11 protein-coding genes are annotated in these 15,143 nt (G+C 67.4%); 5 read left to right on the top strand and 6 right to left on the bottom strand.

Features of this window, described 5'->3' with window-relative positions:
• Positions 1-40: 40 nt before the first annotated feature.
• From ACMGFE_RS17540 to ACMGFE_RS17530, 3 genes are read right to left on the bottom strand one after another with little or no spacing between them, the layout of a single operon-like run.
• Positions 41-1,219, bottom strand: a complete 1,179-nt coding sequence (locus tag ACMGFE_RS17540) for a segregation/condensation protein A (protein ID WP_436926528.1) — start codon at positions 1,217-1,219, stop codon at positions 41-43.
• Positions 1,212-4,784, bottom strand: a complete 3,573-nt coding sequence (gene smc, locus ACMGFE_RS17535; protein ID WP_436926527.1) for a chromosome segregation protein SMC — start codon at positions 4,782-4,784, stop codon at positions 1,212-1,214. The genes ACMGFE_RS17540 and smc overlap by 8 nt, the downstream gene beginning before the upstream one ends.
• A 24-nt stretch (positions 4,785-4,808) precedes the next feature.
• On the bottom strand, positions 4,809-5,075 hold the full coding sequence (locus ACMGFE_RS17530) for a DUF7518 family protein (RefSeq protein ID WP_436926526.1): 267 nt from the start codon (positions 5,073-5,075) through the stop codon (positions 4,809-4,811).
• Between the two features lie 181 nt (positions 5,076-5,256).
• On the opposite strand from ACMGFE_RS17530, the gene ACMGFE_RS17525 reads away from it, so the two are divergent.
• Both ACMGFE_RS17525 and ACMGFE_RS17520 read left to right on the top strand, forming a co-directional pair.
• The gene (locus tag ACMGFE_RS17525) at positions 5,257-6,570 is read left to right on the top strand and encodes a DUF7537 family lipoprotein (protein WP_436926525.1); all 1,314 of its coding nucleotides are present in this window, start codon (positions 5,257-5,259) and stop codon (positions 6,568-6,570) included.
• A gap of 124 nt (positions 6,571-6,694) precedes the next feature.
• Positions 6,695-7,903: a hypothetical protein gene (locus tag ACMGFE_RS17520; protein ID WP_436926524.1), complete on the top strand. Its 1,209-nt coding sequence runs from the start codon at positions 6,695-6,697 to the stop codon at positions 7,901-7,903.
• Between the two features lie 98 nt (positions 7,904-8,001).
• Here ACMGFE_RS17520 and ACMGFE_RS17515 read toward each other — a convergent pair whose 3' ends face one another.
• Positions 8,002-8,448, bottom strand: a complete 447-nt coding sequence (locus tag ACMGFE_RS17515) for a hypothetical protein (RefSeq protein WP_436926523.1) — start codon at positions 8,446-8,448, stop codon at positions 8,002-8,004.
• Between ACMGFE_RS17515 and ACMGFE_RS17510 the strand changes: the two genes are divergently transcribed.
• Together ACMGFE_RS17510 and gatB are read left to right on the top strand one after the other, a co-directional pair.
• Positions 8,423-9,604, top strand: a complete 1,182-nt coding sequence (locus tag ACMGFE_RS17510; protein ID WP_436926522.1) for a hypothetical protein — start codon at positions 8,423-8,425, stop codon at positions 9,602-9,604. The genes ACMGFE_RS17515 and ACMGFE_RS17510 overlap by 26 nt on opposite strands.
• Positions 9,605-9,703: 99 nt before the next feature.
• Positions 9,704-11,194 (top strand): Asp-tRNA(Asn)/Glu-tRNA(Gln) amidotransferase subunit GatB, encoded by a 1,491-nt coding sequence (gene gatB / locus ACMGFE_RS17505; protein WP_436926521.1) that lies wholly within the window; start codon positions 9,704-9,706, stop codon positions 11,192-11,194.
• A gap of 98 nt (positions 11,195-11,292) precedes the next feature.
• Here gatB and ACMGFE_RS17500 read toward each other — a convergent pair whose 3' ends face one another.
• Positions 11,293-12,243, bottom strand: coding sequence for a TIGR03560 family F420-dependent LLM class oxidoreductase (locus tag ACMGFE_RS17500; protein WP_436926520.1), 951 nt, complete (start codon positions 12,241-12,243; stop codon positions 11,293-11,295).
• 781 nt (positions 12,244-13,024) lie between these two features.
• On the opposite strand from ACMGFE_RS17500, the gene ACMGFE_RS17495 reads away from it, so the two are divergent.
• Positions 13,025-13,375, top strand: coding sequence for a hypothetical protein (locus tag ACMGFE_RS17495; protein ID WP_436926519.1), 351 nt, complete (start codon positions 13,025-13,027; stop codon positions 13,373-13,375).
• 260 nt (positions 13,376-13,635) lie between these two features.
• On the opposite strand, the gene ACMGFE_RS17490 is transcribed toward ACMGFE_RS17495, so the two are convergent.
• Positions 13,636-15,069 (bottom strand): MATE family efflux transporter, encoded by a 1,434-nt coding sequence (locus ACMGFE_RS17490; protein ID WP_436926695.1) that lies wholly within the window; start codon positions 15,067-15,069, stop codon positions 13,636-13,638.
• Positions 15,070-15,143 lie beyond the last annotated feature (74 nt).

Raw genomic sequence — 15,143 nt, 5'->3', positions numbered from 1 at the left:
TCTCCCGAGAACGAACCGTCGCAGTCGCGACCGAACGTCGTCAGTCGGCGATGGCCTCTTCCGAGCCGGTCGCGGCGTTGGGGTCCTGGACCCACAGGTCGCCGAACATGTCGTCCTGGTTGAGTCGGACGTGGCCGCGGTGGGCCAGGAAGAGCAGGCCGAGGAAGGTGAGGACGCGCGAGCCGCCGGTCTCGGCGATTTCGCGGTAGAGCACCTCGTCGCGGCCCTTGTCGTACTGCTCGCGGAGCGCGTCGTGGACGTCGTCGATGATCTCGTCGACGTGCTCCTCGTGGGCGGTGCCGACGACGTCGGAGGCGCTCGGCTCGTCGTCCATCCGCAGGTCGTCGCCGGTGTGGTAGTCGAGCTCCTGCGTCCCGCGCTGGAACCCCGCCGGCGAGTCGCTGGTGTCGTACTCGCGGGACTCCTTCCACCAGTTGTCCCGCTCGGCGTCGCGCAGGTCGCGGACGAGTTCGTCCAGCGTCTGGGGCATCCCGCGGGCGCGTCGGCGCTCCAGCCGACGGTCCATCTCCGACTCCAGCGCGGTGAAGGGGTCGGGGCCTTCGAAGCCGCCTTCGGCCATCTCGCCGCCCTGCTCCCAGGGCTCTTCCCACGGTTCCTCTTCTTCGTCGTCGCCGTCGTCGAGCATCGCGTCGCTCTTCATGCGCAGGAGGACGCTCGCGTAGAAGAGCGCCCGCCCGGAGGTACGCAGGTCGCCCTCGTCGAGCCGGTCGAGGAACTTGTCGGTCACTGCCACGATGTCGATGTCCCACGGGTCGATCTCGCCGTCCTCCGCGAGGTTGACCAGCACCTCGACCGGTTCCACTTCCTCGTCCTCGTCGTCCTCGTCGGGGCCCAGACTGTCCGCACCGGCGTCCTCGTCGATCGAGGGGTCGGGCTGGCCGTCGACGGACGGCTCGCCGGTGACCGGCGCGTCGGATTCGCCAGACGGCCCGTCCTCGTCGGAGTCGTCGTCGCTCCCAGAGAGGAGTCCGCCGGCGTCTGCGCTGGGCGCCTCCCTGTCTTCGTGGCCCGCGATGTTGAGCGGGATGTCGTCGTCCGACCCTCCGTCAGTCTGCTCGCGGCTCGCTTCGCTCTCCGCTCGCTTTTCCGAGGTCTCCGTCGTCGTCTTCGACTCCTCGGAGCCCTCGCTATCTCGCGGGTCGTCGCGCCGCTCCTCCCCGCTCGATTCGTCCGAGCCGCTCCGCGGCTCGCTAGTCATCAGCCGGCACCCCCTCCGCGCTGAGGTCGATGCCGGTCACCGCGCTGACGTTGTCGCCCTGCATCGTCACGCCGATGGCGCGCTCGGAGCGTTCGAGCATGGCCGAGCGGTGGGAGACGACGACGAACTGGGCCTTCCCCGCGAGTTCGTCGACCATCTCGCCGACGAGGTCGGCGTTCTTCGCGTCGAGGAAAGCGTCGACCTCGTCCAGCGCGTAGAACGGGGCCGGGTTGTGCCGCTGGATGGCGAAGATGAACGCCAGCGCCGTCAGCGACTTCTCGCCGCCGGACATCGCGTTGAGCCGCTGGACGGGCTTGTCGGCCGGCTGGGCCTTCATCGTCAGCCCGCCCTCGAAGGGGTCGTCCTCGTCTTCGAGGTGGAGTTCCCCCGTCCCGTTCGACAGTCGCTCGAAGATGTCCTGGAACTGCTCGTCGATGGCGTCGTACGAGTCCATGAACGTCGCCTTCTTGTTCTCCTCGTAGCGGTCGATCCGGTCGCGGATACCCTCCGCTTCCTCGACGAGCGTCGCCTTCTTCTCCTGGATGTCGTCGAGTTCGTCCTGTACGCGGTCGTACTCCTCGATGGCGAGCATGTTCACCGGCTCCAGCGCCTCCATCTCGCCTTCGAGGCGCTGGATCTCCGACTCGACCTCGTCGTGGTCGGGGATCTCTTCGGGATCGTAGTCGCCGACGGCCGCTTCGAGTTCGTCGACCTCCCACTCCAGGCGGTCGCGCTCGTCGCGCAGTTCGTCGAGGTCGCTCTCGACCGCGCCGACCTCGTCTTTCATCTCGTCGCGCTCGACTCGGGCCTCCTTGAGCTCGTCTTTGAGCTCCTCTCGCTCTTCCTTGAGGTCCGTCAGCTCTTCTTCCAGCTCGGCCACCGCTTCCTCTTTCTCTTCGAGGACCTCCTCTTTCTCGGCAATCTCCGCCTCGAAGCCTTCGATGCGCTCCTGGTGTTTGGCCTTGCGGTTCTGCGCGCTCTCGATCTTCTCCTGGAGGTCGTCGATGGCGTCCTCGGCGTACTCCTTCTCGAGTTCGAGTTCGTTGAGGTCGCCGTCGAGGTCGTCAATCTGGTCCTCGAGGTCGTCGATGGCGGCGTTGATCTCGTCGGCGCGACTCGTGAGGTCGGGCAGTTCGGAGTCCTCGACCTCGGATTCGAGCTCGTCGATCTCGGCCTGCAGTTCGTCGATCTCGGCCGTCTTCGCCTCGATGTCGGCCTCGATCTCGTCCATGTCCTCGGAGACCTCGTCGCGCTCGGCCTCGATCTCCTCGAGGCGCTCGGTGAGGTCGTCGATCTTCGTCTCGACCTCCGCGCGCTCGCTCTCGCGGCGCTCGATGTCGGTCTCGATGTCGCGGACCTGCTCGGCGGCGTCGGACTCCTTGTCGCGGGCGTCGTCGAGGCGGTCCTCGACGTCCCGCAGGTCCTCGCGGACGGACTGCCGTTCGTCTTCGAGGTCGTTGATCGCCGCGGCGATGCGTTCGAGCTGGCCCTCGCCGCCGGAGAAGGAGTAGCGAGTCCCCTTCGAGGAACCGCCGGTCATGGCGCCGGACTTCTCGACGAGGTCGCCGTCGAGCGTGACCATGCGGAAGTCGCCCATGAACTCGCGGGCGGTGTCCATGTCGTCGACGACGAGCGTGTCGCCGAGGACGTACGAGAACACGCCCGCGTACTCCCGGTCGTAGTCGACGAGGTTGGCGGCGAAGTCGACGACGCCGTCGTGGTTCGGCAGGCTCGGCAGCGAGCGGTTCTGCATCTGCGTGATCGGCAGGAACGTCGCTCGCCCCGCGCCGCGGGACTTGAGGTAGTCGATGCAGCGCTGGCCGATGCTGTCGTCGTCGACGACGACGTGGGCCAGTCGCCCCCCGGCGGCGGTCTCGCAGGCCACCGCGTACTCGGGGTCGACGCCGCCCAGTTGACCGACCGTCCCGTGCACGCCGTCGATGCCGGCGTTCAGGATGGTCGTCACCGCGCGGCCGTACGAGGAGTCGCCGTCCTGGCCGGCCTTCGCTTCGAGTTCGGCGTACTCCTGCTGTTTGGCCGTGAGATCGTCCTCGATGTCGTCGAGGTCGCCCTGCAACTCCCGGCGTTCGTCCTTCAGGTCCGAGACGACTTCGGAGATGGTCGACTGGTTCTTCTGGGCCTTGTCGAGTTCGGCCTCCAGGTCGTCGATCTCGGCCTCGATCTCGGGGATGCGCTCCTCGAGTTCCTCGATTTCGGCCTCGGTCTCGCGCTGCTCGTTCGAGCGCCGGCGGGCCTCGTCGAGCAGGCGGTCCTGCTCGCGCTGGAGGTCGTTCTTCTCGGACTTGAGGTCCTCCAGGCGTCCGCGCTTCGCTTCGAGTTCCTCCTTGACTTCCTCGAACTCCTCGCCGACCTCGTCGATCCGGGCCTGGACGTCTTCGAGTTCGCTCTCTTTCTCCTGGACGTCGGCCTTCAGCGAGGACTTCGACACCTTCGCCTCGCGGATGTCCGACTCGAGGTCGTCGATGGTCTCCTGCTTGCGGTCGATCTCGACGAACGCCTGTCGGCGCTCGTTCTCGGCGTTCTCGATGGTCTCCTCGGCGGATTCGATCTTGTCTTCCAGCCGGGAGATGTCGCCTTTCACTTCCTCCATCTCGCGCTTGATGGCGAGCTGTTCGTCCTCGCCCTTGCGCTCGATCTCGGCGTTCAGCTCCTCGAGTTCGCCGTCGAGGCGCACGACCTTGCCCTGTCGCTCGTCGAGTTCGACCTGCAGGTCTTCGAGTTCGTCCTCCAGGTCGTCGATCTCGTCGGTGACCGCCGCGAGGTCGTCGCGTTTGTCTTCGAGTTCGGCGGCCTTCCGGTAGCTCTCGTACTCCTGTTTCTCGTCGCGCAGGTCCTGGTACTCCAGGGCGGTCTCCCGTTCGTCCGAGAGCTGTTCGAGGCGGCCCACCTTCTCCTCGATGCGGAGTTCGGCCTCCTCGATTCGCTCCTCGACGACGTCGAGTTCCTCGAAGGCCGACTCCTTCTTCTGGTCGAACTCGGCGACGCCCGCGATCTCGTCGATGATCTCGCGGCGAGCGCCGGCGGTCATGTTGATGATCTCGGTCACGTCGCCCTGCATGACGACGTTGTAGCCCTCGGGCGTGACGCCCGCCTGGGCGAGGAGATCCTGGATGTCCGAGAGGTTGACCGAGCGACCGTTGATGTAGTAGTAGGAGTAGTAGTTGTCGTCGGTCTCCTTCACGCGACGCTTGATGGATATCTCGTCGACGTCGCCGACGTTCTCGGTGCCGGCGGCGGTGACGATCTGTGACCGGGAGAGCGTGCCGTCGCCGTTGTCGAGGATCACCTCGACGCTCGCTTCGCGTTCCTCGCCGGTCTCGACGTCGTCGTCGTGGTGACCGGGGTTGTAGATGAGGTCCGTCAGCTTCTCGGCGCGGATGCCGGAGGTCCGCGCCAGCCCGAGCGCGAAGAGGACGGCGTCGATTATGTTGGACTTACCGGAGCCGTTGGGGCCGCTGACGGTGGTGAAATCTTCGTAGAAGGGAATGCGAGTCTTCCGGCCGAAACTCTTGAAGTTGTCAAGGACGAGCTCTTTGATGTGCATGGTCGCTCGCGGTAGAGTGGTGGCCTACGCGACGATGATGTCGCCGGGACCAGTCTCCGTGCTATCCTCCCCGTCGGTATCCTCGGTTTTAGTCCTATCGGCCTCGGCTTCGTCTGGAGATTCCGACGTGTTCACCGCGTCGTCGGGCGTGAAGCCGATGTCCTCGTCCACCGCGTTCTCCAGCTCCCGCAGGCGCACCTTGCATTCGACGAGTTCGTCCGTGAGTCCCTCGACGGACGCCTCGAGTTCCTTGACGCGTGATTCGAGCTCCTCGACTCGGTTACCGCACATATCACTACGACCGGACTCCCATATGATAAACCTACGTCAGACATTCCCCCCGAACCTGATAGGTAGCGCCTACTCGCGACGGCCTCCGGCGGCGTTCCACCGGCGCAAACCTCGATTCAGAACACGTATCTCCCGTGTCAGTTCCGCTACGCTTATCTGACACCGGTCTGAGCGTCGGGGCATGGACAACAGGCTGATCGCGCTGGCAGTGGCCGCGCTGGTCGTCCTCTCGGGCTGTGCCGCCATCGGGGGCGACGGATCGACGGCGACGCCGGCTGACACCGCGGGGGCGGACGACACGGAAACGGCGGCGACCGAGGCGGCCGAAACGGCGACCGAAACACCGGCGTCGACGGAGACGCCGTCGACGACTCCGACGGTCACGGCGACCCAGACCGCGACGGCCACGCCGACTGCGGTGCCGGAGTCGACGCCCGTCGGGGACCTCGAACCGGTCTCGGCGCTGTCGTCGGTGCCGCCGGGCGTCGAGGGCGGGTCGGTGACCAACGTGAGCGCGCTCGCGGCCGAGAACCAGCGGCTGCTCACCGCGGGCGGCGTCGACCTGGAGGTGACCATCGAAAACTCCTCGAAAGAGGGGACCGGTCGGCTCCGGATCGCCAACGACACCGAGTCCTCGCTGGTGCGGATCACCGAGAGCCAGGGGGCCCTCGGCGCGTCGACCGACCTGTCGGTGTACTTCGACTCGGAGGAGTCGGGCATCTACAACCGGTCGTCGGGCGAGGTCGCCTACGGGCACGGCCCGACGAACTCGCGGTTCGCCGCCACGTTCGTCACGGGTATCGTCTACATCCTCCCGCAGGCGTACGTCGGCGCGCCCGACTGGGAGACCGCGGGCTCGTACACGACTGACGACGGCGAAGCGCGTCTCGTCCTGCAGGCGGACGAACTGCGCTCCCGGAGCGAGCGCCAGTCCGGGAGCGGCGGCCTGACAGACTCCGGGAGCGAGGTCCAGTCGGTCGACGCGCGGCTGGAAGTCACGCCGGACGGCCTCGTGCGCGCCCTGGAAGTGACACTCACGGTGGAGCCGGCGAGCGGAGAGACGTACACGCAGACGGTCTCGTACACGGCCGCCGACCTCGAAGCGGGGTCGCTCGACCGGCCGGGCTGGCTCTCGAACGCCCCGCAACTGACGGCCTCGACGACGGCCGAGGACGAACTGCTCGTCGTCGAGCACACCGGCGGCCCGACGATCGAGGCGGGGACGAACCTCACCGTCGGCGGCGGGTTCTCGTCGATGGGGAACGTCTCGTCCGACCAGCCGATCGGCGAGGGCGACACGCTCTACGTCTACGCGACCGGCGAGAGTTTCGACCGAACGCCCCACCTCTCGGTGAACGAGCGGCCGACGCTGCCCGAGAACGCGACCGCGTTCTCCGGACAGATCGGGATCCGCGGTTCGCAGGGCGACGTCGAGTTCGCCGCCGCGGTCGAGATAGCGAGCGACGCGTCCGCCGGAGGCGGCGAGGCAGCGTAGTCGCACGATCCGCCGATCAACCACCTGACGACACCGCTTCGCACTGCTGTCTCGACCGGCACGAACGGACGCGTTGACAGGTACGATGCAGAACATTTTTGACAGTGTCAGTGAACGAGCGAATATGGGTCGGTACGCGACGTTCGGAGTGATCGCGCTCGTGTTGCTCTCGGGGTGTAGTACGTTGGGTATCGGCGGATCTGGTGGAGGTGAAACGGTGACACCTGAAGCGCCGTCACAGTCGTCGTCGCCGTCCGCGTCGCCAACTGGGACGGCCACTGCCGCGACGACGGCGACCGCGACGGCGACACCTGCGGCGAGCGACCTCGACCCGGTGTCGGCGATGGACTCGCTACCGCCCGGCGTGACAGAAGACGACATCGCCGACAAGTCGAAACTGCTCGACAGCTATCGGAATCGGCTCTCGGACGGTAGCTACGCGCTGGTGACGGAGGTCAGGAACTCGACGGGCGCCGACAGCCGGCTGGTGCTGAGAAACGACACCGCGGTGACGAAGTTGCGCATCGAACCAGGGGATCGCGACGGCGCGCTGGAGCTCTACGACGGGTCGCCGACGTACGGCATTCACAACGGGACCAGCGGCGGGGTCACCTACGGCCACGGCGAGACGTCGCTGGTCTCGCAGGTGAGCATCATCAACATTTTCACCGTCAACTTCGGGACGGAGTGGCTCCGGGCGATGGAGTGGGAGCCCGCCGGCGTGACGGCGGTCGACGGCGAGCAGCGACTCGTCTTCGAGGCGTCGAGCCTGAACGAGACGGTCGCCCGCGACGGCGGGCTGGTCGTGCCGCCAGTCCTCAGCGAGGGAACCCAAGCCCGCGACGTGGACGCCCGGATGGCCGTCACCAGCGATGGGCTCGTCCGGGACGCGAACGTCACCATTACGGCCGACGTGAACGGGTCGGTCCGGACCGCTTCGACGGTGTTGACTGTCGAACCCGTCGAGCCCGAAAGCCTGTCGGCGCCGGAGTGGCTCGCCGAGGCGCCCAACGTGGAACTCTCGACGGCCGAAGACGGGCGACTGCTCGCGCTCGACCACACTGGCGGGACCCCCGTCGAATCGGGGACCACGCTGTCGCTCACGGCCGAACGCGAGCACGTCGGGAACGTCACCGTCTCCGAGGTGATCGCTCCGGGGGACACCGTCTACCTGCACCGCACCGGCAAGGGTGAGAACGCCGTGGTCCACCTCTCGGCGGGCGAACGACCGGAACTGCCCGAGAACGCGACGGCCTTCTCCGGCCGCGTTCGGGTAACCGGTGAGCAAGACAACGCCACGTTCCAGGCCGGCGTCGAGACGGACGCGGAGTGACGACGAGTCGGGCACGTCGAATCGCTGGTGTCCACGGTGACAGCTTTCTATCCAGACATTAAATGTTTTCAATAAGTAATGTATCATCCCGCTATGGGTCACCGCTTTGCCGCCCTCGCAGTCGTTGGACTGGTCCTCCTCGCGGGTTGCAATGCCTTCGGCGGGTCGCAGACCGCGACCCCGCAGACGCCCGACGGAGCAACTGACGCACCGACAGAGACGGAGAGACAGCCAGACGACGGAGGCAACTCGCCGACCGCAACGCCGACGGCGGTGCCGACCACCGCCCCCGTAGACGCCGAGACGCCGACGCGGACGGCGACCCCTCCTTCGACACCGTCGCCGACGGCCTCACCCACTCCGACAGCGTCGCCGTCGCCGACCCCATCGCCGACACCGGTGGCGACTCCGACGGCGTCGCCCACCCCGACCCCGACCGCGACACCGACACCGACGGAGACGCCCACGTCGACGGCAACACCGACTCCGACCGACGAACCGGAGGCCGAAGACGACGACGTGCCGACTCCGACGGCGACGGCCACGCCCACACCGACGGCGACGCCGCCAGAGGGGCTCGAACCGCTCTCGACGATGGATCTGCCTCCTGGCGTGTACACGGAGAACGTCTACGCCGACGAAGTCGAGACCGCCTACAGGGACAGACTCGACGAGATCGAGTACGTCGTCGAGGCAGGGGTGACGAACGAAAGCGGGAACGTGCTCACCGTCCGAGCCGAGAACGACAGCGAGGTGGCGCTCATGGAGTCCAGTCGGGGCTCGTCTGAGACGTTCGCTTTCCTCGGGCCAGACGCGGCGGGCTACAAATCCGATTTCCCGGTCACCGCGTACGCGACCGGACCGACCGTGGTTACGGAGATCAGCGAACTCGAGGTGGAGCAACCGCGCGACCTCGTCTCGTCGCACCTCCGGACGGCCCAGTGGGACGCGGTCGGTGTGCGGGACACCGACAGCGGGAAGCGCGTCGTCCTGAACGCGACGGGCGTGGCCGAGGAGTCGGCCCCCTGGACCACTGGCGAGGTCCGTTCCATCGACGGTTCGCTCGACGTGAACGGCGATGGGCTGATCACCAACGGGTCGATCACGTACACCGTCGAACGGGACGGCGAGACCGAGACCCGGACGTTCACCGTCGAGGTCGAACGGCGCTCCGGCACGTTCGTGACCGAACCGTCCTGGCTCTCGGAACCGCCCCACGCGGAGGCGAGCGCCGAGGCGGACGGCAAACTGTTCGCCGTGGACTTCACCGACGGCCCCGCGCTGGACGCGGGGACCACTGTGCACGTCAACTCGACCGACACGTGGGAGTCCCTCGGGTCCGTGACACTCGACGAGCGCGTCGAGTCCGGTGACACGTTCTACGTCTACCGGACGGAGGACAACGGAACGACCTCGTATCACGCTACCGTCGGCGACCGACCGACGCTGCCCGAGAACGCGACGGCGTTCACACAGACCGCCTACGTCTCGGCGTCGGTGGACGATCTGGTCGTCCAGGCCGGGGTCGAGATTGCGGACGGCTCGGGGGCGGGCGCGGCCGCGCATGTAGAATCCCCGGAACGCGTGAGTGTGGCGAATCCGACGGACCGCTCACCGACTGAATCGAACGGGCACCTCCTGCTCGGTCTCGCGGCCCTCGCACCGGTCGGGCTGTTCGCGCGGCGGCGTCGCGGGTCCTGACCCGCGGCCTCGGGTCGCTCCCGCGAGGGGTCGAACCCATCGTCTCTCTCCCCGCACGTGGTCGTTAGCCTTTAGCCGGGCCGTCACGAATCGCGGGTAATGACCGCACAAGCCGTCGAGACGGGAGACCTCGCGACCGTCATCGGGCTGGAGGTCCACGTCCAGCTCGAGACGGACACGAAGATCTTCTGCGACTGCTCGACCGACGTCGGCGACGACGAGCCCAACACCCACACCTGCCCGGTGTGTCTGGGCCTGCCCGGCGCGCTCCCGGTTCTCAACGAGGGCGCCGTCGAGGCCGCCGTCAAGGTCGGCAAGGCCATCGACGCCACCATCCCCGAGGAGACCACGTTCCACCGGAAGAACTACTACTACCCCGACCTGCCCAAGAACTTCCAGATCACCCAGTACGACGCCGCGATCTGCCAGGACGGCGAACTCGAGTTCTCCGTCGAGGGCGAACGCCGCTCGGTCGACATCCGCCGCGCCCACCTCGAAGAGGATCCCGGCAGCCTCCAGCACAAGGGCGGCTCGATCGACACCGCGGACTACACGCTGGTCGACTACAACCGCGCGGGCACGCCGCTGATGGAGATCGTCACAAAGCCGGACTTCCGCTCGCCGGACGAAGTCCGCTCGTTCCTCGCCAAACTCACCGAGGTGCTGGAGTACCTCGGCATCTTCGACGCGACCCGCGACGGCTCCCTGCGCGTGGACGCAAACCTCTCCATCGTCGACCTGAGTGACGTGGACGCCGACGAGATCGACGCGTCGGTCCTGGACGAGACCGACCCGAACCGCACGGAGGTCAAGAACATCTCCAGTCACAAAGGCGCCGAGAAGGCGCTGGCCTACGAGGAGACCCGCCAGAAGAACGCGATCCAGCGCGGCCGCGCCGTCGAGCAGGAGACCCGCCACTGGGACGAGTCCAAGGGCGTCACTCTCTCGATGCGCTCCAAGGAGGAGGAGAAGGACTACCGCTACTTCCGCGAGGCCGACCTGCCGCCGCTGCGCGTCAGCGACTGGAAACAGGCGATCGACATCCCGGAGCTCCCGGACGCACGCCGCGAGCGCTTCCGCGAGGAGTACGGCCTCAACGAGGAGGCCGCGGACAAACTCACGAGCACGAAAGAGGTCGCGGACTTCTTCGAGGACGTCGCCGAGCAGTTCGACCCCGACCTGGCCGCGACGTGGGTCGCCGACGAACTCCTGGGCGAGTTGAACTACCGCGACATGCAGATCACGGACGTCTCCGACCGCTTCGACGAGATCGAGCGCCTCGTCGAACTCGTCGCCACCGACGAGATCACGACCAAGAACGCCCGCGAGACCGTGCTCCGCGGGATGCTCGACGACGGCGACGCCCCCGACGACATCGTCGAGCGCGAGGGCCTCGGCAAGACCAGCGGCGACGAGATCCAGGACGCAGTGGTCGAAGCCATCGACGAGAACCCCGACGCCGTCGAGGACTACCACGACGGCGAGGGCGGTGCCATCAACTTCCTCGTCGGGCAGGTCATGCAGAAGACGGGAGGGTCGGCGGACCCCGGGGACGTGAATCAGTTGCTGCGGGACGAACTGGACGGATAGTCACCGAACGCGAACGAAGCGAGCGTTCGGCTTTTTGGTCCAGGTTTTCGATTCCGAGACGACGGCGAGTGCCGGTGCAGTCGACGCCGGCCGAGAGTCTACACCGAGCCCATCACTTCGTCGACGAACAACTCGACGGTGCGGCGGTCGTTCGAGGGGACCATGAGCATGAACGTGTCGACGCCGACCTCGTCGAATCGCTCCAGCCGGTGCGCGACTTCGGCCGGCGACCCGACGGTACCCCGGCCTTCCTCGCGCGGCGTCGGTCCCTCCTCGGTCCGCGCCATCAGTTCCTCGTAGGTCTCGTGGGCGTCCTCGCTCGACTCCCGGATGACGGTCCGGTTGCCGACGGTCTTCGTGATGGCGTCGTCGTCGGTGCCGAGGTCCTCGCAGTGGCCTTCGAGCACGTCGAGCTTGTGGTCGATGGCGTCGGGGTCGCCCGAGGGGACGTTCCAGCGGTCGGCGTACTCCGCGGTCGCGCGCAGGGTCAGCTCCTCGCCGCCACCGCCGACGAGCACTGGAATCCCGTCGTCGGGCTTGGGATCGCAGTAGAAGTCGTCTATCTCGTAGTGCTCGCCCTGGTAGGAGACGGGCGAGTCCTCGGTCCACATCGCCCGGCAGATCTCGATGGTCTCGCGCATCTGTCGATTTCGGGTGGCGATGTCCGGGTACTCCAGATCCATCGCGTCGTACTCGTCCTCGTACCAGCCGGCGCCGATGCCGAGCACGGCGCGGCCGCCCGAGACGTGGTCGAGGGTGGCCAGAGTGCGGCCGAGGTAGCCGGGGTTCCGGTAGTGCGGGCAGGTGACGAGTGCGCTCAGTTCCAGCGTGTCTGTTGCCTGCGCGATGGCGGGCAGGGCCGTATAGCAGTCGAGGAAGGGCTCGTCGCGCTGGCCGACGAATGGGAGCTGCCAGACGTGGTCCATCAGCGAGAACCAGGTGAACCCCTCGGATTCGAGCCACTGGGCGCGCTCGACCGTGGACTCGATGGCGGGGCTGTCCGGGCGGTCCACGTAGTCGAAACTCGCGTGGTGGTAGCCGAAGTCCATGCCGGCGGTGCGGGCGCAACCCACTACAAGATTGGCCCCTGCTCGGTCGGGGTCTGCCGGAGTCGTACCAGTACTCGGGGATCTGCGTTCGACGACCGGAGAGCGACGCGGTTCGGTACCGGATCGGGTTGGGACCGATATGGGAGTACTCCCGGCCGAAAGCGGGGCGACGGGTCGCCGGACGACGCCGCGCCCGTCTTCACCAGTTGTACCACCACGACCAGCGCTGCTGTCGGCGCCGGCGCTGACCCGGTCGTCGCGCTTGCTCACTCGTCCCCCCGGTCTGCACTGGAACGTCTGTCTCCCCTTGCTCCGCCCCCGGCGTCTCTATCGGGACGTCCGTGGGGCTCTGTCCGGATTCCGACGGCGTCTCCGGCTGAACGGGCTGTTGGGCGGCCTGTTCGCGGTCGGGCATCTGCACCTGCGCCGCGGGTTGTTCGCCGGCGGGTGCCGACGGCTGTGATCCCTGGAACTGCTGCTCTCCCGGTCCGTACGGTCGATCCGCCTGTCGCGACTGGCCCCGTTGTTCCTGTTGTGGCGGTTGCTGTGGCGGCTGTTGCTGCGGTGGCTGTTGTGGCGGTTGCTGCTGTGACGGCTGTTGTGACGGGTGCTGCTGGGACTGTTGCTGTTGGGGCTGTTCGAACGGTTGCTGTCGGGGCTGTTGCTGCGGCGGTTGCGACGGCTGGGGTCGTTGAACTCCCCCTGTCGGCTGCTGACCCGTCTGCGCGGCTTGTTGCTGCGGGAACGACGACTGTTGCTGCGGCGGTTGTTGTGGTAGCTGTTGCTGCGGTGGCTGTTGTTGTGGTGGCTGTTGCTGCGGTGGCTGTTGCTGCGGTGGCTGTTGCTGCGGTGGCGACGGCTGCTGTTGCTGGTACCCCGAGCCGACCTGCGTTCCCCGGTCACCGAGGTTCGGCGGGACCGCCAGCCCGACGGCGGCGAGCGAGACGTTCTGTTCGTAGGCCTGCCGGACCTGTTCCGGATACTGCTGACTGAGCCGTTCCACGTAGGCCCGCTCTTCGGTGGTGAGGAATCGCCCCGTGTCTGGATCCCGCTGGAACTCGATGGGATCGAGACTCGACGGCGACCGGTTCCCTCCCGGTTCGGCTGGTCGGTTCTGTCCCTCCTGTGGTGACGGTTGCGGATCCTGTGATGGGTCGTGATTCACGAGAGATCACGTGGGCGGGCGCCCACTCGACGGATGCGACACTCTCACGATGTGTGGTGTCCGAATAAACCCGTACCTCCGTTTACGGGCGGCTCACGCCGTAAATCTGGTATTACGTGGTTGCGCCCGCTCCGACCTGGAGTCCGTCGACGGACTACCGTGCCTGCGTCCGGCCCTCCTCTCGCTAGCCGGAACTTACGCACCGGTCCCGAGCGTCTGGACTGGCCCTAATCGGTCGTCAGTTCCTCGTCGGCGTCCACGCCCTCACCGCCGGCGCGCGGTCCACCAGGCACCTCCGCGTCATCGTCGATGACGGCCTCGCGCCAGCCGCCGCGGCGGAACCAGAGGACACCGACGAGGAAGGAGGCGACACTGGAGAACGCCATCGCCCACCAGAGCCCGTTCACGTCGACCGGCGTCACCGAGACCGGGTCGAGCGCGACGGCGTACGCCAGGGCGAAGGCGACGGGAACGCGGAAGATCCACCGGGAGAGCAGCGAGAGGACGAACGCGACTTTCGTCCGGCCGGCGCCGCGGAACCCGCCCTGGATCACCATCAGCCCGCCGAAGAAGGCCCAGAAGGGCGCGATGATCCGCAACAGGGTGACGCCGGCGTCGATGACGGCTTGATCGCCGATGAACACGCCCATCGCGATGGCCGGGAACGCGTAGACCAGCCCGCCGGCGGCGAAGAGGACGGCCATCGCGCCGCCGGTGGCCTTCCACGTCACGTCGGCCGCGCGGTCGGGCTGTACGGCCCCGAGGTTCTGTCCGACGCCGGTCGCGGCGGCCTGTCCGACCGCGCCCGAGACGGTCCACGAGACGGACATTAGCCTGATTCCGATGCCGTAGGCGGCGGTGGCGACGGCGCCGAAGCGGGCGACGAACGCGGCGAAGGTGACCGCCGCGAGCGAGCGCGTGAGCCCGTCGAACGTCGCGGGGTAACCCACGTCGATGAGGTGGCGGAGGATGGCCGGGTCGGGAGTCAGGTCGCCGAGTCGGAGGCGGATCCCCCAGCCGCCGTTCACGAGGATGTACAGGCCGATGGCGGCGGCGACGCCCCGGGAGATGAAGGTGGCGACGGCCGCGCCCTGCGCGCCGAGGCCGAGGAACGGGCCCCAGTCGAGGATGAACACGGGGTCGATGACGATGTTGAGGCCGGCGCTCGCGCCGACGAGCCACATCGCGGTCTTCGTGTCGCCGGCGGCCCGCAGTGACGAGCGGAAGACGAAAAAGAGGAAGGTGAAGGGGATGGCGAGGAAGACGAACTCGATGTAGGCGACGGCGGCGTCGAAGACGGCCCCCTCGGCACCGATGAGGGCGACGAGCGGGTTCCGGACGGCGAAGCCGAACAGGCCGAGCGCGACGGCGACGGCGACGGCCAGGAGGACCGACTGGGCGACGGTCCGCTCGGCGCGGCGCTCGTTGCCGGCGCCGATGTGCTGTGAGACGATGGCGTTGGTCGCGGCGGTCAGCCCCATCGCCACGGAGATGAAGAGGTAGGCGGTCGGGAACATCAGGGAGACGGCGGCGACGGCCTCGGCACTGACGCGCCCCACCCAGAACATGTCCGCGAGGTTGTAGGCGGTCTGGAGGAGGTTGCCGGCGACGAGCGGCCAGGCGAGTTTGAACAGGCGCGGCGTCACCGCGCCGGTGGTCATGTCCACGCGACTCTCCGATTCGCTCACTGTCCGCGTGGAGGGACCACCCGCCCGTAAACGTATTCGTCGCGGAC

Origin of the sequence: Halosimplex amylolyticum (assembly GCF_051414035.1) — an archaeon.
In the GTDB taxonomy this organism is placed as follows: domain Archaea; phylum Halobacteriota; class Halobacteria; order Halobacteriales; family Haloarculaceae; genus Halosimplex; species Halosimplex amylolyticum.
Note: the sequence above shows the minus strand (reverse complement) of the source record. Positions and strands in the feature narration are given on the sequence as shown.

Bases quoted from the DNA above. Each gene is read 5' to 3' on its own strand.
- ACMGFE_RS17540 (WP_436926528.1), bottom strand. From the start codon at position 1,219: ATGACTAGCGAGCCGCGGAGCGGCTCGGACGAATCGAGCGGGGAGGAG.
- smc (WP_436926527.1), bottom strand. From the start codon at position 4,784: ATGCACATCAAAGAGCTCGTCCTTGACAACTTCAAGAGTTTCGGCCGG.
- ACMGFE_RS17530 (WP_436926526.1), bottom strand. From the start codon at position 5,075: ATGTGCGGTAACCGAGTCGAGGAGCTCGAATCACGCGTCAAGGAACTC.
- ACMGFE_RS17525 (WP_436926525.1), top strand. From the start codon at position 5,257: ATGGACAACAGGCTGATCGCGCTGGCAGTGGCCGCGCTGGTCGTCCTC.
- ACMGFE_RS17520 (WP_436926524.1), top strand. From the start codon at position 6,695: ATGGGTCGGTACGCGACGTTCGGAGTGATCGCGCTCGTGTTGCTCTCG.
- gatB (WP_436926521.1), top strand. From the start codon at position 9,704: ATGACCGCACAAGCCGTCGAGACGGGAGACCTCGCGACCGTCATCGGG.
- ACMGFE_RS17500 (WP_436926520.1), bottom strand. From the start codon at position 12,243: ATGGACTTCGGCTACCACCACGCGAGTTTCGACTACGTGGACCGCCCG.
- ACMGFE_RS17490 (WP_436926695.1), bottom strand. From the start codon at position 15,069: ATGACCACCGGCGCGGTGACGCCGCGCCTGTTCAAACTCGCCTGGCCG.